Origin of the sequence: Xylophilus sp. ASV27, from assembly GCF_016428875.1 — a bacterium.
GTDB lineage: Bacteria > Pseudomonadota > Gammaproteobacteria > Burkholderiales > Burkholderiaceae_C > Xylophilus.
On sequence record NZ_JAELTO010000025.1, the window covers coordinates 15,446 to 37,933 of the forward strand.

Sequence of the window (22,488 nt, forward strand, 5' to 3'; positions counted from 1 at the left end):
CAGCCATATTTCATCAATAGAACATCAACCCGCATGCCGCAGCTCCCCCCTCCGGCGCCAGCGCTGCGCCAGGCCCTCGAAGCCCAGGTAGATGACCGGCGTGGTGAACAGCGTGAGCAACTGCGACACGATCAGGCCGCCGACCATGGTGACGCCCAGCGGATGGCGCAGTTCGCTGCCCACGCCGGTGCCCAGCATCAGCGGCAGGGCGCCGAGCAGGGCGGCGAGCGTGGTCATGAGGATCGGGCGAAAGCGCAGCAGGCAGGCCTGGAAGATCGCGTCCCTGGACGACAGGCCCTGCTCGCGCTCGGCGTCGAGCGCGAAGTCGATCATCATGATCGCGTTCTTCTTCACGATGCCGATCAGCAGCACGATGCCGATGACGGCGATGATGTCCAGGTCGAGCCGGGCCGCGAGCAGCGCCAGCAGCGCGCCCAGGCCGGCCGAGGGCAGGGTCGAGAGGATGGTGACCGGGTGGATCGTGCTCTCGTACAGCACGCCGAGCACGATGTACATGGTGACCACGGCCGCCAGGATCAGCAGCAGGGTGTTCGAGAGCGAGGCCTGGAAGGCCAGCGCCGCGCCCTGGAAGCTGGTCTCCACGCTGAGCGGCATGTCCATGGCCGCCTGCTCGGCCTTGATCGCCTCCACCGCGTGGCCCAGCGACACGCCGGGCGCGGTGTTGAAGGAGATGGTGGCCGCCGGCAGCTGGCCGACGTGGTTCACGGCCAGCGCGGTGGGCCGCTCCACCACCGTGGCCACCGAGGACAGCGGCACCGGCGCGCCGAGCGAGGACGGCACGTAGATCGCGCCCAGCGCCTCGGGCCCGAGCTTGAAGCGCGGCGCCACCTCCAGCACCACGCGGTACTGGTTGGACTGGGTGAAGATGGTGGAGATCAGCCGCTGCCCGAAGGCGTTGTAGAGCGCGGTGTCGATGCCCGCGACGGTCACGCCCAGGCGCCCGGCCTGGGCGCGGTCGATCTGCACGAAGGCCTGCAGGCCCTGGCTCTGCAGGTCGCTGGCGACGTCGGCCAGTTCGGGCCGATGGCGCAGGCGCTCGAGCAGTTGCGCATTGGTGGTCTGCAGCTGCTGCAGGTCGGGCGAGGACATGAGGAACTGGTACTGCGTGCGCGCCACGCGGTCCTCGATGGTCAGGTCCTGCACCGGCTGGGCGTAGAGCGCGATGCCGGGCACGTCGTGCACGCTGTCGGCGAGCCGGCGCAGCACCTCGGCGATCGGGCCGCGCTCGGCCTTGGGCTTGAGGTCGATCAGCAGGCGCCCGGTGTTGAGCGTGGTGTTGGTGCCGTCCACGCCGATGAAGGAGGACACGCTCTTGACCGCCGGGTCCTGCAGGATGCGCGCCACCATCGCCTGCTGGCGCTCGGCCATGGCGGCGAACGAGATGGACTGCTCGGCCTCGGTCGTGGCCTGGATGGTGCCGGTGTCCTGCTCGGGAAAGAAGCCCTTGGGCACGACGAAGTACAGCAGCACGGTGAGCGCCAGCGTCGCCAGGAACACCAGCAGCGTGAGGCCGCTGCGGTCCAGCACCCAGTTGAGCACGCGGCCGTAGCCGGCGATGGTGCGCTCGAAGAAGCGGCCGGTGGCCTGGTACAGCCGGCCGTGGCTTTCCTCGGGCGTGTGCCGGAGCAGGCGCGCGCAGAGCATGGGCGTGAGCGTGAGCGAGACCACCATCGACACCAGGATCGCCACCGCCATGGTGATGGCGAACTCGTGGAACAGCCGCCCGACCACGTCGCCCATGAACAGCAGCGGGATCAGCACCGCGATCAGCGAGATGGTCAGCGAGACGATGGTGAAGCCGATCTGCTTGCTGCCCTTGAGCGCGGCCTGCAGCGGCGGCTCGCCGGCCTCGACGTAGCGGGCGATGTTCTCGATCATGACGATGGCGTCGTCCACCACGAAGCCGGTGGAGATGGTCAGCGCCATCAGCGTCAGGTTGTTGATCGAGAAGCCGCACAGGTACATCACGCCGAAAGTGCCGATCAGCGACAGCGGCACCGCCACGCTCGGGATCAGCGTGGCCGAGAGGCTGCGCAGGAACACGAAGATCACCATCACCACCAGGGCCACGGCCAGCAGCAGCTCGAACTGCACGTCCTTGACCGAGGCGCGGATGGTCACGGTGCGGTCGGTCAGCACCTGCACGTCGAGCGAGGCCGGCAGCGTGGCCTGCAGCTGCGGCAGCAACGCCTTGACCCGGTCCACCGTCTCGATCACGTTGGCGCCGGGCTGGCGCCGGATGTTGAGGATCACGCCCGCGGTCGAGCCCTGGCCGGGCAGGCCGGCCCAGGCCGCCAGGCGGGTGTTCTCGGCGTCGTCCACCGTGTCGGCGATGTCCTTCAGGCGGATCGGGTTGCCGTTCTTGTAGGCGATGATCAGGTTGCGGTACTCGTCGGCCGACTGCAACTGGTCGTTGGCGTCGATGGTGGAGGCGCGCGCCGGGCCGTCGAAGCTGCCCTTGGCCTGCTTGACGTTGGCCGCGGCGATGGCGGTGCGCACGTCGTCCAGCGTCATGCCGGCGGAGGCCAGCGCCACCGGGTTGGCCTGGATGCGCACGGCCGGCCGGCGCCCGCCGGCGATCGCCACCAGGCCCACGCCCGGCACCTGCGACAGCTTGGGCGCCAGGCGGTTCTCGACCAGGTCGTGCACCCGGATCACCGGCAGCGAGGGCGAGGTGACGGCCAGCGTGAGCACCGGCGCATCGGCCGGATTGACCTTGTTGTAGAGCGGCGGCATCGGCAGGTCCGAGGGCAGCAGGTTGCTGCCGGCGTTGATCGCGGCCTGCACCTCCTGCTCGGCCACGTCGAGTCCCACGTCGAGCGAGAAGCGCAGCGTGATCACCGAGGCGCCGCCCGAGCTGGAGGAGGACATCTGCGCCAGCCCCGGCATCTGGCCGAACTGGCGCTCCAGCGGCGCGGTGACCGAGGAGGTCATCACGTCCGGGCTGGCGCCGGGGTAGAGCGTGACCACCTGGATGGTCGGGTAGTCGACCTCGGGCAGCGCCGACAGCGGCAGCATGCGGTAGGCCAGCACGCCGGCGATCAGCACCGCCACCATCAGCAGCGCCGTGGCGATCGGGCGCAGGATGAAGATGCGCGAGAGGTTCATGGCCGGGCCGGCTCAGCGCGCGGCCGGGGCCGCCGGGGTGGTTGGGGCGGCCGGTGCCGCGCCCTGCGGCGGCGGCTGCTGCTTCTCGCGCAGTTGCCGCAGGAAGGCGCGGCGCTCCTCGGGCGACATGTTCTGCACCTTGGCCGCCACCTCCGGCGGCAGGTTGCGCATGGCGCCGCGCGGCCGGCTCGCCGCGTCCTGCACCGCCTGGTCGGCCCTGGCCGCGGCGTCGGCGGCGATCACCGCCACCTGCGCGCCTTCGCGCAGGCGGTCGGCGCCATCGGTCACCACGCGCTCACCCTCGGCCAGTTCGCCCTGCACGCTGACCCGGTCGCCATCGGTGGTGCCCAGCCGCACGCGGCGCAGCGTCACGGTGCCGTCGTCCTTCACCGCATAGACGTAGGTGCCCTGCGTGCCGCGCTGCACCGCCGTGGTGGGCACGGTCAGCACGTCCGGCAGCGTATCGACCTGCAGCCGCACGTTGACGAACTGGTTGGGAAACAGCGAGCCGTCCTCGTTGGCGAAGGTGGCCTTGGCCTTGACCGTGCCGGTGGTGGTGTCGATGGCGTTGTCCAGCGTCTCCAGCCGGCCCACGGCCAGGCGATGGCTCTGCTCGCGGTCCCACAGCTCCACCGGCATCTGCGCGCCGCCGCGCAGCCGCGCCACGATGCGGGGCAGATACGCCTCGGGCACCGAGAACAGCGCGTAGATCGGCTGCACCTGGGTGATGGTGACGATGCCGTTGGTATCGGCCGCGTGCACCACGTTGCCCAGATCGGCCTGGCGCAGGCCGAGCCGCCCGGCGATGGGCGCGGTCACGCGGGTGTAGGACAGTTGCAGCCGCGCGCTGTCGACCTGGCCCTGGTCGGCCTGCACCGTGCCCTCGTACTGCGCCACCAGGGCGGCCTGGGTATCGACCTGCTGCTTGGCGATGGAGTCCTTGGCGAGCAGGTCCTGGTAGCGCTGCAGATCGAGCCGGGCATTGCGCAGCAGCGCCTGGTCGCGCGCCAGCGCGCCCTGCGCCTGGGCCAGGGCCGCCTGGTAGCTCGCCGGGTCGATCTCGGCCAGGAGCTGGCCGGCCTTGACCATGTCGCCGTCCTTGAAGCGGATCGACTTGAGTTCGCCATCGACCTTGGTGCGCACCACCGCGGTGTTGCGCGCGGTGACGGTGCCGATGGCGGCGATCAGCACCCGCACGTCCTGGCGCTTGACCACGTCGGCCGAGATCGGCTGCACCTGGCTGCCGCCGAAGCGGCGCGCGCCCGGGCCGCCCTGCCCGCCCGGCTTGGCCGCGCCGGCGGCCGGGCCGGCGTCGCCGCGCTGGGTCTTCCACCACCAGGCGCCGCCGCCGAGCACGAGCAGGAGCAGCAGCCCGAGCACCCAGACGCGGGTTCGCCCGGCCTGGAAGCCGGGGCGCTGCAGACGGGACCGGGAGGGGCGGTAGGGGCGCATGGGGCTGAGAAGGGCGGAATGGGTCGTCCGGATGGTAGCGGGCTGCCGCTCTCCGCCGGCCCGTGGTCCTGGTTTTTTACCGCCCGTTTACCGCCGCGCTGTCGGCGCAAGCCCGTGCCGCGAACGGGGATTTGACCCACACGGGACGGCGGCGCGGTCTGCTAAGGTCGGCGGCGATGCAATTGCTTCCGACAGTTTCCGCGCAGACGGCGCTTTTCCTGGACTTCGACGGCACGCTCGCCGAACTCGCCCCCTCCCCCGACGCCGTGCGCATACCGCTGGGACTGGTGCCCACGCTGGCCGCGCTGCACGGGCAACTGGGCGGGGCCCTGGCCATCGTCACCGGCCGCCCGATCGCCGACGTGGACCGCTTTCTCGCGCCGCTGGCGCTGCCCACCGCGGGCGAGCACGGCGCGCAGTGCCGCCTGCCCGATGGCCGCTCCCTGAGCGTGCCGGCGCCGGACCTGGCCCCCGCCGCCGCCGCCATGGAAGAGCTGGCAGCGCAGCACCGGGGCCTGATGGTGGAACACAAGCCGCGTTCGGTGGCGCTGCACTACCGCCACGCCCCTGAACTGGGGCGCCTGTGCGAGGCGGCCCTGCGCGAGGCCATGGCGCGCATGCAGGGCATGGAACTGCTGCACGGCAAGTACGTGCTGGAGCTCAAGTCCGCCAGCGTGGACAAGGGCCGCGCCATCGAGGCCTTCATGGCCGCGCCGCCCTTTGCCGGGCGGGTGCCGGTCTTCGCCGGCGACGACGTCACCGACGAGGCCGGCTTTGCCGCGGTGACGCGGCTGGGCGGCCTGGGCGTGAAGGTGGGCGAAGGGCCGAGCATGGCCGAGCACCGCTGCCTCAACCCCGCCACGCTGCGCGGCTGGCTGGCCAGCGCCCGCGCCGGGCTGCCCGCAACGCCCTCCTCTTCCTCCATCTCCCCCGCAACGCCATGACCGCCAACCCCGTACCGCCCGCCCTCGATCCGCTCCCGCACAGCCCGAGCCCGGGCGCAGCCGCCGGGCGGCCGGAAGGCTTCGCGCCGCCGGCGCAGGCCTCGCTCGCGCTGGGCATGGTGGGCAACTGCGGCTTGAGCGCGCTGGTGGACCTGCGCGGGCGCATCGTCTGGTGCTGCATGCCGCGCTTCGACGGCGACCCGGTGTTCAACGCGCTGCTGCAGCCGGGCGCGCAGGGCAGCGCCTTCGGCATCGAGATCGAGAACCTCTCGCACAGCCGCCAGTGGTACGAGCCCAATACCGCGGTGCTGCGCACGCAGCTGTTCGACACCGAGGGCCACGGCCTGGAGATCATCGACCTGGCGCCGCGCTTCTATGCGCGCTCGCGCTTCTTCCGCCCGCAGACGCTGGTGCGCCGGGTCACGGTGATCCGCGGCGCGCCGCGCATCCGCGTGAACATTGACCTGCGCTACGACTGGGGCCGCGAGCAGCCCGGGATCACGCGCGGCAGCAACCACGTGCGCTTCGTCGGCAGCGCCATGACGCTGCGGCTCAACACCGACGCGCCGATCACCTACGTGCTGTCGAAGACGCCCTTCGTGCTGACGCACGACCTGCACTTCCTGCTGGGCGCGGACGAGACGCTGCACGACGGCATCGCCGAAACGGCGCGCCACTTCGAGCGCGAAACCATCACCTACTGGCGCAAGTGGAGCCAGCGCCTGGCCGTGCCGCTGGAGTGGCAGGACGCGGTGATCCGCGCCGCCATCACGCTCAAGCTCTCGCTGTTCGAGGAGACCGGCGCCATCGTCGCGGCCATGACCACCAGCGTGCCCGAGGCGCCGGGCAGCCAGCGCAACTGGGACTACCGCTACTGCTGGCTGCGCGACGCCTTCTTCGTGGTGCGCGCGCTCAACAGCCTGTCCGAGGTGGGCACCATGGAGGACTACCTGCGCTACCTCGGCAACGTGGTGATCGCCGCCAAGGGCCAGCACGTGCAGCCGCTCTACGGCATCGGCATGGAGCGGGAGTTGCCCGAGTCCTTCGTCGAGCACCTGGCCGGCTACCGCGGCATGGGCCCGGTGCGCGTGGGCAACCAGGCGCAGGAGCATTTCCAGCACGACGTCTACGGCAACATCGTGCTGGGCGCGGCGCAGGCCTTCCACGACAAGCGCCTGCTGCATCCGGCAGGCAAGGCCGAATTCGCGCAGCTCGAAGTCGTGGGCGAGCAGGCGATCCGCGTCTACGGCACGCCCGATGCCGGCATGTGGGAGCTGCGCACCCGCGCCCGGGTGCATACCTCCTCCGCGCTCATGAGCTGGGCCGCCTGCGACCGGCTGGCCAAGATCGCCGACGCGCTCGCGCTGCCCGAGCGCGCCGCCTACTGGCACGGCCACGCCCGGCGCATGCGCGAGGAGATCCTGGAGAAATCCTGGAACGCGCAGCGCCAGGCCTTTGCCGAGAGCTTCGGCGGCCGCGACCTGGACGCCAGCGTGCTGCTGATGGCCGAGGTCGGCATGATCGACCCGCGCGACCCGCGCTTCGTCTCCACCGTCGAGGCGATGCAGAAGCACCTGTGCGACGGCCCCTACATGCGCCGCTACGAGGCCCCGGACGACTTCGGCAAGCCCGAGACCGCGTTCAACATCTGCACCTTCTGGCTGATCGACGCGCTGGCGCGCATCGGCCGCGAGGACGAGGCGCGCAGCATCTTCGAGACCATGCTCGCCGCGCGCAACCACCTGGGCATGATGTCGGAGGACACGCACCCCGACACCGGCGAGATGTGGGGCAACTTCCCGCAGACCTATTCGATGGTCGGCATCATCAACGCGGCGGTGCGCCTGTCCGCCCCCTGGGACTCCGCCATATGAAGACTCCGATTTTCCAGGGCGCCCGGAACCGCCGGCAGCCCACGCGATCCAACGGGGAGCAAGGCCGCGGGGCAGGCCCTGCGCAGGCATCCGCGGAACCGGCTTTGCCGGGCCGCCGGATGTGCCCCCTGCAAGGGGGTTGGCGCGGCGGCACGCGGTGCGCGCAGCCTGGGGGTGAGCCGATATGAGCAGACTCGTCGTCGTTTCCAACCGCCTGGCCGATCCACGCAAGCCCGCCGCCGGCGGCCTGGCCGTGGCGCTGGGCGAGACCCTCAACCGCACCGGCGGCCTGTGGTTCGGCTGGAGCGGCACCGTGCTCGAGGGCGGCACGCCGGGCGAAGGCGAGCTGCACAGGCAGCAGGCCGGCACGGTGACGCTGGCCACCGTGGACCTGTGCAAGGAGGACCACGACAGCTTCTACCTCGGCTACAGCAACGGCGTGCTGTGGCCGGTGTTCCACTACCGGCTCGACCTGGCGCACTTCGACGCCGGGCACGTGGCTGGCTACCGGCGCGTGAACCAGTTGTTCGCGCGCAAGCTGCTGCCGCTGCTCCGGGACGACGACACCATCTGGGTGCACGACTACCACCTGATCCCGCTCGCGGCCGAGCTGCGCGCCATGGGCTGCAGGCAGAAGATCGGCTTCTTCCTGCACATTCCACTGCCGCCGCAGCAGATCCTGGCGGCCATCCCGCAGCACGAGTGGCTGATGCGCTCGCTGTTCTCCTACGACGTGGTCGGCCTGCAGAGCGAGACCGACGCGATGCACTTCGCGCGCTACGTCCAGGGCGAGCTGGGCGCCCAGGCGCTGGGCGAGCACATGTTCCGCGCCTTCGGCAACACCATCCGCGCGCAGGCCTTCCCGATCGGCATCGACGTGGACGAATTCGCCGCGCTCACCCACGCCAAGGACGCGCGCGACACCTATCTGCGCATGCGCGAGGAGTACGCGCGCCGGCGCCTGCTGATCGGCGTGGACCGGCTCGACTACTCCAAGGGCATACCGCACCGCATCCGCGCCTTCCGCGAACTGCTGGCCCACTACCCGGAGAACCGCGACAGCGCCACGCTGATCCAGATCGCCTCGCCCACGCGCGAGAGCGTGGAGGCCTACAACGACATCCGCCAGGAACTCGAAGGCCTGTGCGGCGCCATCAACGGCGACTACGGCGAGCTGGACTGGATGCCGATCCGCTACATCCACCGCGTGGTCGCGCGCAAGCGCATCCCCGGCATCTGCCGCGCCGCCGCCGTGGGCCTGGTCACGCCGCTGCGCGACGGCATGAACCTGGTGGCCAAGGAATACGTCGCCGCGCAGGACCCGGCCGACCCCGGCGTGCTGGTGCTCTCGCGCTTCGCCGGCGCGGCCGAACAGATGAGGGAGGCGCTGCTGGTCAACCCCTACGACGCCCACGGCACCGCCGAGGTGATCCAGCGCGCCCTGCGCATGCCGCTGGAAGAACGCCGCGAGCGCCACCAAAAGCTGCTCCAGGGCATCCGCGAGCAGGACGTGCACTGGTGGCGAAAGAGCTTCCTCGACGCGCTGGCGCAGATGCCCAGGCCGTAGTCCATCATCAAAAACAATAGCATGAAGCCCTGGAGGAATCTTCACTTCATGGCCATGACGGCCTGAAAGGCAGACCCCTCCAGGGCTTCATGCTATCAATTTCTCATGAAAACGCCGCCAAGGGCTATATCGGCGACACCACGCCGCGCCCCGCGAAATGGCCGTCGGCATTGGCGATGAAGCGGCTCACCGTGTTCTGGATCGCCTCGGGCGAGCGGCCGCTGACGTGCGGCGACAGCACCAGTTCGGCAAAGCCCAGCAGGGTTTCGGGCCGCTCGGGCTCGCTCTCGTACACGTCGAGCGCGGCGCCGGCGATGCGTTGCTGCGCCAGCGCGTCGGCCAGCGCCGCGGTATCGACCACGCTGCCGCGCGCGATGTTCACCAGGTAGCCGCGCGGCCCGAGCGCGGCCAGCACCTCGGCGTCGACCATGTGCCGCGTCGCGGCGCCGCCGGGCGTGGCGATGACCAGGAAGTCGCACCACGCGGCCAGCGCGGCGAGCGTGCCGAAGTAGGCGTAGGGCACGTCCGCGCGCGGCTTGCGGTTGTGGTAGCCGACCTCGATGTCGAAGCCGCGCGCGCGCTGCGCGATCTTGCGGCCGATGGTGCCCAGGCCCAGGATGCCCATGCGCTTGCCCGCGACCTGCGGCGACATCGGCAGCGCGTCGCGCCAGAGGCCCTCGCGGCAGGCGCGGTCGTTCTGCGGAATGCGCCGCACCGCGGCAAGCAGCAGGCCCAGCGCCTGGTCGGCCACGCAGTCGTCGTTGGTGCCGGCGCCGTTGGCCAGCGCGATGCCGCGCGCGCGGGCGTGCTCCACGTCCACCCGCTCGTAGCCCACGCCCAGGGTGCAGACCAGCTCCAGCCGCGGCATGGCGTCGATCTCGGCGGCGCTCAGGCCGACGGTGCCGATGGTCAGCACCACGCGCACCTCGGCGCCGCGCGCGGCGATCTGCGCGGCGCGCTCGGCGGCGGTGGGGGCGTAGAGCAGTTGATAGCGCTCGGCGATCTGGGCGCGGTAGGGCTCGGCAAGCGTGCTGAGCAGGAGGACGAGGGGCTGGGTCATGGCGTCAATGGCGGGCAGTAAACGAAGGATTCACTCGCCGCTCTGCTGCAGCGCCCACATCTGGGCGTAGCGGCCTTGCGCGGCGATCAGTGCGGCATGGGTGCCGCGCTCGACGATGCGGCCGGCCTCCATCACCAGGATCTCGTGCGCGTCGGCGATGGTGGACAGGCGGTGCGCGATCACCAGCGCGGTCTTGCCGGCGGCCGCGTGCTGCAGCTCGGCCTGGATGGCGCGCTCGTTGGCCGAATCGAGGGCCGAGGTCGCCTCGTCGAAGATCAGCACCGGCGGGTTCTTGAGCAGGGTGCGCGCGATGGCCACGCGCTGCTTCTCGCCGCCCGAGAGCTTCAGTCCGCGCTCGCCCACCGGCGTGTCGTAGCCCTGCGGCAGCGCGCTGATGAAGCCGTGGATGCTCGCGGCGCGCGCGGCCGCCTCGATCTCGGCCTGCGTGGCGCCGGGCCGGCCATAGCCGATGTTGTAGCCGATGCTGTCGTTGAACAGCACCGTGTCCTGCGGCACGATGCCGATGGCCTGGCGCAGGCTGGACTGGGTCAGCGCGCGGATGTCCTGCCCGGCCAGGCGGATGCAGCCCGCGTCCACGTCGTAGAAGCGGAACAGCAGCCGCGCCAGCGTGGACTTGCCCGAGCCCGAGGGCCCGACCACCGCCACGGTGCATCCGGCCGGGATCTCGAAGCTGACGTCGTGCAGGATCGGCCGCGCGGCGTGATAGGCGAAGCGCACCGACTCGAAGCGCACCGCCACGCCTTCGGGCGGCACGAGCAGCGGCCGGGCGCCGGGCGCATCGGCGATCTCGCGCTCCTGCTCCATCAGCGTGAACATCTTGTCCAGGTCGGTCAGGCTCTGCTTGATCTCGCGGTAGATCACGCCCAGGAAGCCCAGCGGAATGTAGAGCTGGATCATGAAGGCGTTGACCATCACCAGGTCGCCCAGCGTCATGCGGCCATCGACCACGCCCTGCGTGGCGCGCCAGAGCATGGCCACCAGGCCCACGGCGATGATGCACTGCTGCCCGCCGTTGAGAAAGCTCAGCGTGGTCTGGCTCTTGACCGCGGCGCGGCGGTAGCGCTCCAGCCGCTCGTCGTAGCGCTGCGCCTCGAAGTCCTCGTTGTTGAAGTACTTGACCGTCTCGTAGTTCAGCAGCGAGTCGATGGCGCGGCTGTGGGCCGACGAATCGAGCTCGTTCATCTTGCGCCGGAACTGGGTGCGCCATTCGGTCACGGTGACCGTGAAGATGATGTAGACCACCAGAGCCACGCCGGTGATGACGGCGAACCAGGCGTCGAACTTCGCCGCCAGGATCGACAGCACCAGCGCGACCTCGATCAGCGTCGGGATGATGCTGTAGAGCGAGTACGACACCAGCGACTGCACGCCGCGCGTGCCGCGCTCGATGTCGCGCGTCACGCCGCCGGTCTGGCGCTCCAGGTGAAAGCGCAGGCTCAGCGCATGCAGATGCCGGAACACCTGCAGCGAGATGCTGCGCGAGGCGCCCTCAGTGGCCTTGGCGAACACCAGCTCGCGCAGCTCGGTGAAGACCGAGGTCGACAGGCGCAGCAGCCCGTAGCCCAGCAGCAGCGCCACCGGCACCAGCAGCACCGCCTGCACGCCCGGCGGCGACATGCGGTCCACCAGTTGCTTGAGCAGCAGCGGCACGCCCACGTTGGCCCCCTTGGCGCCGACCATGAAGGCCAGCGCCGCCAGCACCCGCCACTTGTACTGCCACAGGTAGGGAAAGAGCCGGGCCAGCGTGGCCCAGTCGGAGCGCGCCCGTGCGGGTGCCGCCGTAGCGGGCGCGACCGGCGTGGCTGGGGAGGCGGCATTGCCCTCACGTCTCATCGGGGAGAATCTCTGGAGTAGTTTTTCACCTGGATTGTGCCCATGACCGACCCCCGCAGCCCCCACGACATCGCATTGCCCACCGACAAGGAACTGGTACTGAAGGTGATCCCCATGCCGGCGGACACCAACGGCAATGGCGACATCTTCGGCGGCTGGGTCATGGCGCAGGTCGATCTGGCCGGCTCGGTACTGCCCGCGCGCTACATCCAGGGCCGCATGGCCACGGTGGCGGTCAACGAATTCATCTTCAAGCAGCCGGTGCGCGTGGGCGACATCCTGTCCTTCTTCTCGGTCATCTCGCGCGTGGGCAACACCTCGGTCACGGTGGAGGTGGAGGTCTACGCCGAACGCTTCGCCGACCAGGGCCGTTTCGTGAAGGTGACCGAGGCGCGGCTGACCTACGTGGCGATCGACGAGCAGGGCCGGCCGCGGCCCGTGCCACGGCCGGCCGCCGGCGCCTGAGGCGCCGCACCAGCCAGCGCGGCGCGCGGCAGGGCGCGGCAGTCTGTATGAATTTTCGATATTGAAAGATAATGCGAATTCTTCGCGTTACCAAAATCATGTCGAGCCATGCTGCCCTCTCCCGCCCATAGCCCCGTCCGCCACGCCGTCCTGCTGCTGGCGGGCGGCCTTTGCACCGCGCTGAGCGCCCATGCGCAGGCCACTGGCGAGGCCACGCTGAAAGAGGTGGAGGTGCGCTCCGAGGCCGCGGCCGAGACGGCCACCGGGCCGGTCAACGGCTACCGCGCCAAGCGGGCGTCGTCTGCCACCAAGACGGACACGCCGCTGGCGGAGACGCCGCAGTCGGTCACGGTGGTGACGCGCGACCAGATGGTGGACCAGGGCGCCACCAATCTGCAGGACGCCCTCAACTACGCCGCGGGCGTGCGCTCCGAGGCCTATGGCGTCGACGCCCGCACCGACAACGTGCGCGTGCGCGGCGCCTTTCCCGACGAGTACCTGGACGGCCTGCGCAAGACCAACGGCTACTACACCGCCAATGGCCGCACCGACCCCTACACGCTGGAGCGCATCGAGGTGCTGCGGGCCCCGCGGCCATGCTGTTCGGCCAGGGCAGCACGGCCGGCGTCGTCAACATGGTGAGCAAGCGCCCGCAGGCCGAGCGCCAGGGCGAGGTGGGCGTGCAGCTCGGCAACTTCGGCCGCAGGCAGATCCAGGCCGACCTGACCGGGCCGCTGAGCGCCGACGGCCAGTGGCTCTACCGCCTGATCGCCGTGGGCCGCGACGCCGGCACCCAGACCGAGCAGGTGCCGGACGACCGCCGTCTGCTCGCGCCCTCGCTCACCTGGCGCCCCAGCGGCGCGACCTCGCTCACGCTGCAGGCGCTCTACCAGAAGGACAAGACCGGCTCCACCTCCCAGTTCCTGCCGTGGCAGGGCACTATCCTGCCCAACCCGAACGGCCTGCTGTCGAGCAGCGCCTTCATAGGCCAGCCGGGCGACCATTTCAATGTCGAGCGCCGCTCGCTGGGCTACCTGCTGGAGCACCGACTCGACGACACCTGGACGGTGCGGCAGAACCTGCGCTACGTGCGCAACGACGTGGACTACCTCAACGCCTATGCCGACTCGTTCACGCTGCCGGGCGGCTGGGCGGGCGACCCGGTCAACAAGCGGCTGCTGGGCCGCTACTACTACGCCTCGAAGACGCGCGTGGAAACCTTCAGCGCGGACCAGCACCTGCAAGGCGCCTTCACCACCGGCGCGGTGGCGCACCAGGTGCTCGCCGGCCTGGACTTCTCGCGCTTCACCACGCGCCAGGCCTCGGGCACGGAATTCCCGGTGTATGCCGGCGGCACGGTGCCGCTGATCGACGCCTACCAGCCGGTCTACACCCCCACGGTGCTGCCCACGCTCACCGACAGCCCGGTCAACCGGCTGCGCCAGACCGGCCTGTATGTGCAGGACCAGATGAAATGGGGCCCGTGGATCGCGGTGCTCGGCCTTCGCCATGACCAGGTGAACAACGCCACGGCGGGCAGCGGCGACCAGAACGACAGCGCCAACAGCAAGCGCCTGGGCCTGATGTACGCGGCGCGCGGTGGCTGGTCGCCCTATGTGAGCTACAGCGAATCCTTCACCCCGCTGGCCGACCAGTTCGGCCAGCGGCTCAAGCCGCTGCGCGGCGAGCAGTGGGAGGCCGGCGTGAAGTACGAGCCGGCCGGCCGGGCGCTGGCGTTCAACGCCGCCGTCTACGACCTGAAGGAGAAGAACCGTACCAGCAACCCGACGCCCACCTCGGTGGCGCAGCTCGACAGGACCACCACGCGTGGGCTGGAGCTGGAGGCGCGCGGCGCGGTCACGCAGCGGCTCGACCTGACGGCGCACTACAACTACACCGACCTCGACCCGGCGCTCGAAGGCCTGCCCCGCCACCAGGCCTCCGCCTGGGCGCGCTACCGCTTCAGCATCGCCGGCCACAGCGGCTTCTCGGCGGGCGCCGGGGTGCGCTGGTTCGGCAGCTTCCGCGACCGCTCCTCCGGCACCGGGCCGCAGGTGCCGTCCGCCGCCCTGGTCGACGCGCTGCTGGCCTACGACACGCCGCAGTGGCGCTACGCGCTGAACGTCGGCAACCTGGCGGACAAGCGCTACTTCAGCACCTGCCTGTCCCGCGGCGACTGCTGGTTCGGCGCGCGCCGCACGGTGGTCGCCAGCGCCACCTACCGCTTCTGACCCCGCACGGCCGCCGCCATGCTCCCCAGCACCACCTTGCCCGACAGCGCCGCGCCGGCCAGGCCGCACGCAGCGCACCGTTTCCTCAGCAGCAGCGCCATCCGCGGCTGGACCTGGGTCCACAAGTGGTCCAGCCTGGTGAGCACCGCCTTCATGCTGCTGCTGTGCCTGACCGGCCTGCCGCTGATCTTCCACCACGAGATCGGCCACCTGCTGGGCACCGAGATCGAGCCGCCGGCCATGGCCGCCGACGCGCCGCGCGTGTCGCTCGACAAGGTGCTCAAGGCCGGGCAGGAGCGCTACCCGGGCAAGGTGGTGCAGTTCGTCTCGCCCGACGAGGACGACGACCGCTTCTACTACGTCACCCTGGGCGATACGCCCACCGACGACAAGCGCGTTTCGCTGGCGGTGGATGCGCGCACCGGCGAGGCGCTGCCCACGCCCAAGTTCGACGAGGGCTTCATCTACGTCATGTTCCGGCTGCACGTGGACCTGTTCGCGGGGCTGCCGGGCAAGCTGTTCCTGGGCTTCATGGGACTGTTGCTGCTGGTGGCCATCGTCTCGGGCGTGGTGCTGTATGCGCCCTTCATGCGCAAGCTTGAATTCGGCACCGTGCGGCGCGAGCGCAGCAGGCGCACCAAGTGGCTGGACCTGCACAACCTGCTGGGCGTGGTGACGCTGGTCTGGGCCTTCGTGGTCGGCGCCACCGGCATGATCAACACCTGGGCCGACCTGGTGTTCAAGCTCTGGCAGAACGACCAGATGGCCGAGATGGTCGCGCCCTACAAGGGCCTGCCGCCGACCACGGCGCGCGGCTCGCTGCAGGAGTCGGTGGACGCCTCCAGGCGCCTGCTGCCGCACATGGACATGCGCTTCGTCGCCTTCCCCGGCACCGACTATTCCAGCCCGCACCACTACGCCGTGTTCATGAAGGGCAATACGCCCCTGACCTCCCGCCTGCTGCAGCCGGTGCTGGTGGACGCGGAGACGGCCAAGATCACCGACAGCCGCCCGCTGCCCTGGTACGGCACCGCCCTGCTGGTGTCGCAGCCGCTGCACTTCGGCGACTACGGCGGCACGCCGCTGCAGATCCTGTGGGCGCTGCTGGACATCGCCACCATCATCGTGCTGGGCAGCGGCCTCTACCTGTGGATCAGGAAGCGATGAGCCATTCCCACTCCAAGCATCACGCCCGCCAGCGCCGCGCCCAGTTCCGCGCGCTGTGGGCCTGGCCGATCGCCATGGGCGTGCTGTCGCTGTTCGGCCTGCTGGCCGCGCTGCTCTACGACGGCTGGGGCGATGCGCTGTCGTGGATCACGCTGGGCGTTCCGGTGCTGGTGATGTGCTGGTTCGGCTGGATGCGGCGGCGGTGAGGGCGCCCTGATCCGCGCATCTCCGGCGGCATCCGCCGGCGCACGATAACTATCAAATCAATAGCTATAGGCCCAGAAAACACCTGGGCTGCAGCCATTTTTCAACCATAAAACCCGTCATACCACCAGCCGGTATCCCACGCCGGTCTCGGTCAGCAGGTGGCGCGGCTGGGCCGGGTCGGCTTCGAGCTTCTGCCGCAGGTGGCCCATGTAGATGCGCAGGTAGTGGCTCTGCTCGGCATGCGACGGGCCCCAGACCTCGCGCAGCAGTTGCCGGTGGGTCAGCACCCGGCCGGGCTGGGCCACCAGCTGGGCCAGCAGGCGGTACTCGATGGGGGTGAGGTGCACCTCGCTGCCGGCGCGGCGCACGATGCGGGCGTGGGCATCGACCTCGACCTCGCCGAAGCGGAACAGACCGGCCTCCTCGGCGGCGACGCCGGCCGCGCGCGGGCGGCGCAGGTTGGCGCGCACGCGGGCCAGCAGCTCGCCGGTGCCGAAGGGCTTGGTCAGGTAGTCGTCGGCGCCAGCGTCGAGCGCGGCGATCTTGTCGGCCTCGTCCACGCGCGCGGACAGCACGATGATCGGCACGGCCGACCAGCCGCGCACGTCGCGGATCAGATCCAGGCCGTCGCCGTCGGGCAGGCCCAGGTCGAGCACCAGCAGGTCGGGCTTGCGCGTGCCGGCGTCGGCCAGGCCCTGGCGCGCCGTCGCGGCCTCGAACACCTGCCAGCCCTCGCCCTCCAGCGCCGCGCGCACGAAGCGGCGGATCTGCGGTTCGTCCTCGATCACGATGGCGGTGGGTGCGGGCATGGGTCAGGCGGCGGGTTCGGGCTTGTCTGGCGCGTCGGGAATGTCGTCCAGCTCCGGCGGGGGCCGGCGCGGCAGGACGACCGTGAATTCTGCCCCGCCCTCGGGCAGGGTGGCGGCGGTGATGCTGCCGCGGTGCGCCTCGACGATGGCGCGCGCGATGGCCAGGCCCAGGCCGATGCCGGGCGTGGCCGACTCGCTGGCGCCGCGCGTGAACTTGTCGAACAGCGTGTGTTCGCGCCCGCGCACCGCCGCCGGCAGGCCGGGGCCGTGGTCGCGCACCGAGAGCACCAGCGTGTCGGGCGTGGCGTGCGCGGCCAGCACGATGGGCGGGGCGCCGTAGCGCGCGGCGTTCTCCAGCAGGTTGACCAGCACGCGCTCGAGCAGCACCGCGTCGAACTCCACCAGCGGCAGGTCGGGCGGGAAGCGGGTCTCCACCGCGCACCCGCCCAGCGCCGGGCCGGCCGCGCGGATGGCCGCGCCGGCCACCTCCTCCAGCGACTGCCAGTCGCTGCGCAGGTGCACGCCGCCGGTCTGCAGCCGCGCCATGTCCAGCAGGTTGTGCACCAGCAGGTGCAGGGCGCGCGCCTGCTCGGCCACGGCGCCGGCCATGGCGGCCTGCCCGGGCGCCAGCGGCGGCTGCGAGCCGCGCAGCGATTCGGCCAGGCCGATCAGCGCCGTGAGCGGCGTGCGCACGTCGTGCGACAGCGCGGCCAGCAGCGCGTTGCGCAGGCGCTCGGACTCCATCTCGACCACGGCCTGCTGCGCGACCTCGACGTAGTGCACCCGCTCCAGCGCGATGGCGATCTGCCGCGCCAGCGTCTGCAACTGCTGGCGCTGCTCGGGGATCAGCAGCCAGCGCGGCTGCGCCGGCTGCAGCGCGAGCACGCCGCGCACCCGCATCGGCGCCTGCAGAGGCATGTAGTGCCAGGGCTGGGAGGCCAGCGTGGAGGTGGCCAGGCCGGCGCTCTGGCCGTTGCGCAGCGTCCAGTCGGCCACGCTCGCGTCCAGGCCGGGCGGCGCGTCGGCGGGGAAGGCCAGGCGGTCGTCGCGGTCGGGCAGCAGCAGGCAGGCCTGGCCGCCGAAGGTCTGGCGCACCGCCGCCACGCCCAGCGCGGCCACCTGCTCGGTCTGCATCGCCGCCGACAGGTCGCGCGTGAGCGCGAACAGCGCCTGCGCGCGCTGCTCGCGGCCCGAGGCCACGCGCGCCTGGAAGCGCAGGCCCGCGGTGAGCTGGCCGGCGGTCAGCCCCACCACCAGCATCACCCCGAAGGTCACCACGTACTGCACGTCGCTGACCGAGAAGGACATGCGCGGCGTGACGAAGAAAAAGTCGAACAGCAGCACGTTGAGCAGCGCCGCGAACGCCGCCGCGCCGCGCCCCCAGCGCATGGCGATGCCCAGCACGCCCAGCAGGAACAGCATGACGATGTTGGTCAGCTCCAGCGCACCCGACAGCGGCAGCGCCGCCAGCGTGATCGCCGCGCCGGCGGCCGCGGCCCAGGCATAGCCCTGCCAGCCCTCCTCCAGTTGGGCCACGTGCCCGGGCGCGCCGTCGTCCGATGCCAGGCTGGCGGCCGTGGCGCCCAGGCGCGGCGCGCGAAGGCTGCGGCTGCTGGCCGCGGGCGCGGCCTCCAGCAGGTCCAGCGTGGGCGCCAGGCGGGCGATGCGCTGGTGCAGGCTGCCGGAGCGGCCCAGCATGCCGTCGGCCAGCACCGGCGGCAGCCAGTGCCGCAGCCAGGCCTTCCAGTGGTCCATCCGGCCGGCCGGCCGGCCCAGCACCAGCATGGCGCAGTTGCGCGTGCGCGCCAGCGCCACCAGCGCCTCGGCGGCGTCGGTGGCGGACAGCACGGAGGTCTCGGCGCCCAGCTCCTGCGCCAGTTGCAGCACGGCCAGCACGCGGTCGCGCTCGGCCTTGGGCAGGCGCGCCAGGCGCGGGGTCTCGACATAGGCGGCGTACCACTGCACGTTGAGCTGGCCGGCCAGCCGCGCGGCCGCGCGCACGGTCTGCTCCGCGCCTTCGCGGTGGCCCACGCAGGCCAGCAGGCTGCCCGAGGTGTTCCAGGCGTCCTGCGTCTGCGCCGCGCCGGCGCCCCCCGGGCCGGCGCCGGACTCGACGCGGTAGCTGCGCACGTCGTCCTCCACGTGCTCGGCGGTGCGGCGCAGCGCCAGCTCGCGCAGCGCGATCAGGTTGCCCTTGCGGAAGAAGTTGCGGGCCGCGCGCTCGGCCTGCTGCGGCAGGTAGACCTTGCCGGCGGCCAGGCGCGACAGCAGTTCGTCGGGGGTGACGTCGACCAGCACCACCTCGTCGGCGCCGTCGAGCACGGTATCGGGCACCGTCTCCTGCACGCGCACGCCGGTGATGGCGCCCACCGTGCCGTTGAGGCTCTCCAGGTGCTGCACGTTGAGCGCGGTCCAGACCTCGATGCCGGCGGCCTGCAGCTCTTCCACGTCCTGCCAGCGCTTGGCGTGGCGCGCGCCGGGCACGTTGGCATGGGCCAGCTCGTCGAGCAGCAGCAGCTCGGGCTTCTGCGCCAGGGCGGCGTCCAGGTCGAACTCGGCCAGCATGCGGCCGCGCCACTCCAGCTGGCGCCGCGGCAGCACCGGCAGGCCGGCCAGCAGCGCCTCGGTCTCGGCGCGGCCATGGGTCTCGACCAGGCCCACCAGCACCTCGCGCCCGGCCTGGTGCGCGCGCTGGGCGGCGCCCAGCATGGCGTAGGTCTTGCCCACGCCGGCGTTGGCGCCCAGGTAGACGCGCAGGCGGCCGCGTCGCGCCTGCGCTTCTTCGCTGCGAATCTGGGCGATCAGGGCGTCGGGGTTGGGGCGGTCATGCATTGCCAGGCCTTTGCGATATTGCCGCGGGCTTGCCTTGCAGGCGGCAGAGGCCGGGAGTTCGCCCCGGCCTCGACATCCAGCAAGACAGAAGCACCATCAAATAGATCACAAGACCTTCAAGGCAATGAGTCCGAGGGCCAGCCTACCACCGCCCCGCTTTTGAGCAAAAATTGGCTGCAGCCCATACTGCACCTTGGCTGAATGCTATTGTTTTTGAAGTGACGCATCCAACGCCAGGTTCAGCGCCAGCACGTTGACCCGGTCCTGCCCGAAGAAGCCGGCCACCGCATGCTCGGTATGCGCGGCGATCAGCGCCTGCACCCGGTCCTGCGACAGGCCGCGCACCCGCGCCACGCGGGCGGCCTGGTAGCGCGCGGATTCGGGGCTGATGTGCGGATCGAGGCCGCTGCCCGAGGCGGTGACCAGGTCGGCCGGCACCGGTGCGATGTTGCCGGGATCGGCGGCGCGCAGGGCCTCGATGCGGGCCTTGACCGCGTCGGCCAGCGCCGGGTTCATCGGCCCCTGGTTGGCGCCGCCGGAGGCGGCGGCGTTGTAGGGCATGGGCGCGGTGGCCGAGGGCCGGCTCCAGAAGTGGCCCGGGTCGGAGAAGGGCTGGCCGATCAGGCGCGAGCCCACGGCCTTGCCGTCGCGCAGCACCAGGCTGCCGCCCGCCTGGTCGGGGAAGGCCGCCTGGGCGATGCCGGTGGCCACCAGCGGGTAGACGATGCCGGTCAGGGCCGACAGCGCGACGAACAGGCTGAGCGCGGGGCGCAGGAGGGCGTTCATGGAAATCTCCGGTTCTCAGGTGAGGTGCAGCGCGACCAGCAGCAGGTCGATCAGCTTGATGCCGACGAAGGGCACGACCAGCCCGCCCAGGCCGTAGAGGGCGAGGTTGCGGCGCAGCAGCGAGGCCGCGCCGATGGCGCGGTACTTCACGCCCTTCAAGGCCAGCGGGATCAGGAACACGATCACCAGCGCATTGAAGATCACCGCCGACAGAATGGCCGAGCCTGGGCTGGCCAGGCGCATGACGTTGAGCGCGCCGAGCTGCGGGTAGGTGGTGACGAAGATCGCCGGCAGGATGGCGAAGTACTTGGCCACGTCGTTGGCGATGGAGAAGGTGGTGAGCGAGCCGCGCGTCATGAGCAGCGCCTTGCCGGTTTCCACCACCTCCAGCAGCTTGGTCGGGTTGCTGTCGAGGTCGACCATGTTGCCGGCCTCCTTGGCGGCCTGGGTGCCGGTGTTCATGGCCACGGCCACGTCGGCCTGGGCCAGCGCGGGCGCGTCGTTGGTGCCGTCGCCGGTCATGGCCACCAGCCGGCCCTCGGCCTGGTAGCGGCGGATCAGCGCGAGCTTGTCCTCGGGCGTGGCCTCGGCCAGGAAGTCGTCCACGCCGGCCTCCGCGGCAATGGCCGAGGCGGTGAGCTTGTTGTCGCCGGTGATCATCACGGTCTTGATGCCCATGCGGCGCAGCTGGGCAAAGCGCTCGCGGATGCCGGCCTTGACGATGTCCTTCAGCTCCACCAGGCCCATCACGCGCGTGCCGTCGATCACCACCAGCGGCGTGCTGCCGCGCCGCGCAATGTCCTCGGATGCGCGCACCACCGCGGCCGGCACGCTGCCGCCCAGCGCCTCGACGTGGCGGCGGATCGCATCCACCGCGCCCTTGCGCAACTGCCGCGCGCTGCCGCCCTCGCCCGGCAGGTCGACGCCGCTCATGCGCGTCTGCGCGGTGAAGGGCACGAACTGGGCGCCGGCCGCGGCCGGCTCCTCCACGCCCAGGCGGCGCGCCAGCGCCACGATGCTGCGGCCCTCGGGCGTCTCGTCGGCCATCGAGGCCAGCAGCGCGGCGCGCGCCACGCCGGCCTCGTTCTGGCCCGGGGCCGCGACGAAGTTCGAGGCCTGGCGGTTGCCGTGGGTGATGGTGCCGGTCTTGTCCAGCAGCAGCACGTCCACGTCGCCGGCGGCCTCGACCGCGCGGCCCGAGGTGGCGATCACGTTGGCCTGCATCATGCGGCTCATGCCGGCCACGCCGATGGCCGAGAGCAGGCCGCCGATGGTGGTCGGGATCAGGCACACCAGCAGCGCGATCAGCGCGGTGATGGTCACCACCTGGCCCGACTGCGTGGCCTGCACGCTGAAGATGGAGTAGGGCAGCAGCGCGACGGTCACCACCAGGAACACGATGGTCAGCGCCACCAGCAGGATGTTGAGCGCGATCTCGTTGGGCGTCTTCTGCCGGCGAGCGCTCTCCACCATGCCGATCATGCGGTCGATGAAGCCCTCGCCCGGGTTCACGGCGATGCGCACCACCAGCCAGTCCGACAGCACGCGCGTGCCGCCGGTGACGGCGGAGAAGTCGCCGCCGGCCTCGCGGATCACGGGCGCGGATTCGCCGGTGATGGCGGATTCATCGACCGAGGCCACGCCCTCCAGCACCTCGCCGTCCAGCGGCACCATGTCGCCGGCCTCCACCAGCACCATGTCGCCGCGGCGCAGGTTGTCGGCCTGCTCGGGCAGCCAGGGCGTGCCGTGCAGCGGCAGTTCGCTCTGCTGGAACTTCTTCGCCCAGGCGGCCTTCTGCAGGCCGCGCAGCGATGCGGCCTGGGCCTGCGCCCGGCCCTCGGCCATGGCCTCGGCGAAGTTGGCGAACAGCACCGTGAACCAGAGCCATACCGCCACGCCGGCAACGAAGCCGAAAGAGGCTTCGCCATGCCCGCGCGCGGCCTCCACCGCCAGCAGCGTGGTCAGGATGCTGCCCACGTAGACCACGAACATCACCGGGTTGCGCCACTGCACCCGCGGGTCCAGCTTGGCGAAAGCCTGCGCCAGCGCCGGGCGCAGCAGCACCGGATCGAACAGCGAGAATGATTTTTGCGTGCTCATGTTTGTTTTTC

Annotated in this window: 16 protein-coding genes; 8 read left to right on the forward strand and 8 right to left on the reverse strand. The window is 71.1% G+C overall.

Features of this window, described 5'->3' with window-relative positions; genetic code table 11:
- Positions 1 to 24: 24 nt before the first annotated feature.
- A complete protein-coding gene (locus tag JHD63_RS07600; protein ID WP_198970146.1) occupies positions 25 to 3,129 on the reverse strand; it encodes an MdtB/MuxB family multidrug efflux RND transporter permease subunit in 3,105 nt (1,034 codons plus the stop codon).
- 12 nt (positions 3,130 to 3,141) lie between these two features.
- Positions 3,142 to 4,581: an MdtA/MuxA family multidrug efflux RND transporter periplasmic adaptor subunit gene (locus tag JHD63_RS07605; RefSeq protein ID WP_198970147.1), complete on the reverse strand. Its 1,440-nt coding sequence runs from the start codon at positions 4,579 to 4,581 to the stop codon at positions 3,142 to 3,144.
- 176 nt (positions 4,582 to 4,757) lie between these two features.
- Between JHD63_RS07605 and otsB the strand changes: the two genes are divergently transcribed.
- The 3 genes from otsB (at position 4,758) to otsA (ending at position 8,966) form a co-directional block, all read left to right on the forward strand.
- The gene (gene otsB, locus JHD63_RS07610) at positions 4,758 to 5,525 is read left to right on the forward strand and encodes a trehalose-phosphatase (RefSeq protein WP_198970148.1); all 768 of its coding nucleotides are present in this window, start codon (positions 4,758 to 4,760) and stop codon (positions 5,523 to 5,525) included.
- Entirely contained in the window at positions 5,522 to 7,399 is a 1,878-nt protein-coding gene (locus JHD63_RS07615) for a glycoside hydrolase family 15 protein (protein ID WP_198970149.1), read from the forward strand. Before otsB ends, JHD63_RS07615 begins: the two co-directional genes overlap by 4 nt.
- 184 nt (positions 7,400 to 7,583) lie before the next feature.
- The gene (gene otsA, locus JHD63_RS07620; protein WP_198970150.1) at positions 7,584 to 8,966 is read left to right on the forward strand and encodes an alpha,alpha-trehalose-phosphate synthase (UDP-forming); all 1,383 of its coding nucleotides are present in this window, start codon (positions 7,584 to 7,586) and stop codon (positions 8,964 to 8,966) included.
- Between the two features lie 124 nt (positions 8,967 to 9,090).
- Here the strand turns inward: otsA and JHD63_RS07625 are convergent, their stop codons facing one another.
- Together JHD63_RS07625 and JHD63_RS07630 are read right to left on the reverse strand one after the other, a co-directional pair.
- Positions 9,091 to 10,026 (reverse strand): 2-hydroxyacid dehydrogenase, encoded by a 936-nt coding sequence (locus JHD63_RS07625; protein ID WP_198970151.1) that lies wholly within the window; start codon positions 10,024 to 10,026, stop codon positions 9,091 to 9,093.
- A 30-nt stretch (positions 10,027 to 10,056) separates the two neighbouring features.
- A complete protein-coding gene (locus JHD63_RS07630) occupies positions 10,057 to 11,880 on the reverse strand; it encodes an ABCB family ABC transporter ATP-binding protein/permease (RefSeq protein WP_198970152.1) in 1,824 nt (607 codons plus the stop codon).
- 42 nt (positions 11,881 to 11,922) lie between these two features.
- Here JHD63_RS07630 and JHD63_RS07635 point away from each other — a divergent pair, with 42 nt between their 5' ends.
- The 5 genes from JHD63_RS07635 to JHD63_RS07650 all read left to right on the forward strand — a co-directional run bounded on the left by JHD63_RS07635 (position 11,923) and on the right by JHD63_RS07650 (position 15,949).
- Positions 11,923 to 12,345 carry an acyl-CoA thioesterase gene (locus tag JHD63_RS07635; protein ID WP_198970153.1) on the forward strand — a complete coding sequence of 141 codons (423 nt, stop codon included), beginning with the start codon at positions 11,923 to 11,925 and terminating at the stop codon, positions 12,343 to 12,345.
- A gap of 108 nt (positions 12,346 to 12,453) precedes the next feature.
- Complete coding sequence (locus JHD63_RS24960; RefSeq protein WP_370590419.1) at positions 12,454 to 12,987, forward strand: TonB-dependent receptor plug domain-containing protein; 534 nt, start codon at positions 12,454 to 12,456, stop codon at positions 12,985 to 12,987.
- Complete coding sequence (locus tag JHD63_RS07640; protein WP_370590420.1) at positions 12,942 to 14,576, forward strand: TonB-dependent siderophore receptor; 1,635 nt, start codon at positions 12,942 to 12,944, stop codon at positions 14,574 to 14,576. Before JHD63_RS24960 ends, JHD63_RS07640 begins: the two co-directional genes overlap by 46 nt.
- Positions 14,577 to 14,594: 18 nt before the next feature.
- Positions 14,595 to 15,743, forward strand: a complete 1,149-nt coding sequence (locus tag JHD63_RS07645) for a PepSY-associated TM helix domain-containing protein (RefSeq protein WP_198970154.1) — start codon at positions 14,595 to 14,597, stop codon at positions 15,741 to 15,743.
- On the forward strand, positions 15,740 to 15,949 hold the full coding sequence (locus tag JHD63_RS07650) for a hypothetical protein (RefSeq protein ID WP_198970155.1): 210 nt from the start codon (positions 15,740 to 15,742) through the stop codon (positions 15,947 to 15,949). The genes JHD63_RS07645 and JHD63_RS07650 overlap by 4 nt, the downstream gene beginning before the upstream one ends.
- A gap of 117 nt (positions 15,950 to 16,066) precedes the next feature.
- Here the strand turns inward: JHD63_RS07650 and kdpE are convergent, their stop codons facing one another.
- The 4 genes from kdpE to kdpB all read right to left on the reverse strand — a co-directional run bounded on the left by kdpE (position 16,067) and on the right by kdpB (position 22,477).
- Positions 16,067 to 16,759 (reverse strand): two-component system response regulator KdpE, encoded by a 693-nt coding sequence (gene kdpE, locus JHD63_RS07655; protein ID WP_198970156.1) that lies wholly within the window; start codon positions 16,757 to 16,759, stop codon positions 16,067 to 16,069.
- 3 nt (positions 16,760 to 16,762) lie between these two features.
- Positions 16,763 to 19,591 (reverse strand): DUF4118 domain-containing protein, encoded by a 2,829-nt coding sequence (locus JHD63_RS07660; RefSeq protein ID WP_198970157.1) that lies wholly within the window; start codon positions 19,589 to 19,591, stop codon positions 16,763 to 16,765.
- A gap of 204 nt (positions 19,592 to 19,795) precedes the next feature.
- The gene (gene kdpC, locus JHD63_RS07665; protein ID WP_198970158.1) at positions 19,796 to 20,377 is read right to left on the reverse strand and encodes a potassium-transporting ATPase subunit KdpC; all 582 of its coding nucleotides are present in this window, start codon (positions 20,375 to 20,377) and stop codon (positions 19,796 to 19,798) included.
- Positions 20,378 to 20,392: 15 nt separating this feature from the next.
- A complete protein-coding gene (kdpB, locus tag JHD63_RS07670) occupies positions 20,393 to 22,477 on the reverse strand; it encodes a potassium-transporting ATPase subunit KdpB (RefSeq protein WP_198970159.1) in 2,085 nt (694 codons plus the stop codon).
- Positions 22,478 to 22,488: the final 11 nt, after the last annotated feature.

Coding starts and splice junctions, on each gene's coding strand:
- JHD63_RS07600 (WP_198970146.1), bottom strand. CDS start 3,129: ATGAACCTCTCGCGCATCTTCATCCTGCGCCCGATCGCCACGGCGCTG.
- JHD63_RS07605 (WP_198970147.1), bottom strand. CDS start 4,581: ATGCGCCCCTACCGCCCCTCCCGGTCCCGTCTGCAGCGCCCCGGCTTC.
- otsB (WP_198970148.1), top strand. CDS start 4,758: ATGCAATTGCTTCCGACAGTTTCCGCGCAGACGGCGCTTTTCCTGGAC.
- JHD63_RS07615 (WP_198970149.1), top strand. CDS start 5,522: ATGACCGCCAACCCCGTACCGCCCGCCCTCGATCCGCTCCCGCACAGC.
- otsA (WP_198970150.1), top strand. CDS start 7,584: ATGAGCAGACTCGTCGTCGTTTCCAACCGCCTGGCCGATCCACGCAAG.
- JHD63_RS07625 (WP_198970151.1), bottom strand. CDS start 10,026: ATGACCCAGCCCCTCGTCCTCCTGCTCAGCACGCTTGCCGAGCCCTAC.
- JHD63_RS07630 (WP_198970152.1), bottom strand. CDS start 11,880: ATGAGACGTGAGGGCAATGCCGCCTCCCCAGCCACGCCGGTCGCGCCC.
- JHD63_RS07635 (WP_198970153.1), top strand. CDS start 11,923: ATGACCGACCCCCGCAGCCCCCACGACATCGCATTGCCCACCGACAAG.
- JHD63_RS24960 (WP_370590419.1), top strand. CDS start 12,454: ATGCTGCCCTCTCCCGCCCATAGCCCCGTCCGCCACGCCGTCCTGCTG.
- JHD63_RS07640 (WP_370590420.1), top strand. CDS start 12,942: ATGCTGTTCGGCCAGGGCAGCACGGCCGGCGTCGTCAACATGGTGAGC.
- JHD63_RS07645 (WP_198970154.1), top strand. CDS start 14,595: ATGCTCCCCAGCACCACCTTGCCCGACAGCGCCGCGCCGGCCAGGCCG.
- JHD63_RS07650 (WP_198970155.1), top strand. CDS start 15,740: ATGAGCCATTCCCACTCCAAGCATCACGCCCGCCAGCGCCGCGCCCAG.
- kdpE (WP_198970156.1), bottom strand. CDS start 16,759: ATGCCCGCACCCACCGCCATCGTGATCGAGGACGAACCGCAGATCCGC.
- JHD63_RS07660 (WP_198970157.1), bottom strand. CDS start 19,591: ATGCATGACCGCCCCAACCCCGACGCCCTGATCGCCCAGATTCGCAGC.
- kdpC (WP_198970158.1), bottom strand. CDS start 20,377: ATGAACGCCCTCCTGCGCCCCGCGCTCAGCCTGTTCGTCGCGCTGTCG.
- kdpB (WP_198970159.1), bottom strand. CDS start 22,477: ATGAGCACGCAAAAATCATTCTCGCTGTTCGATCCGGTGCTGCTGCGC.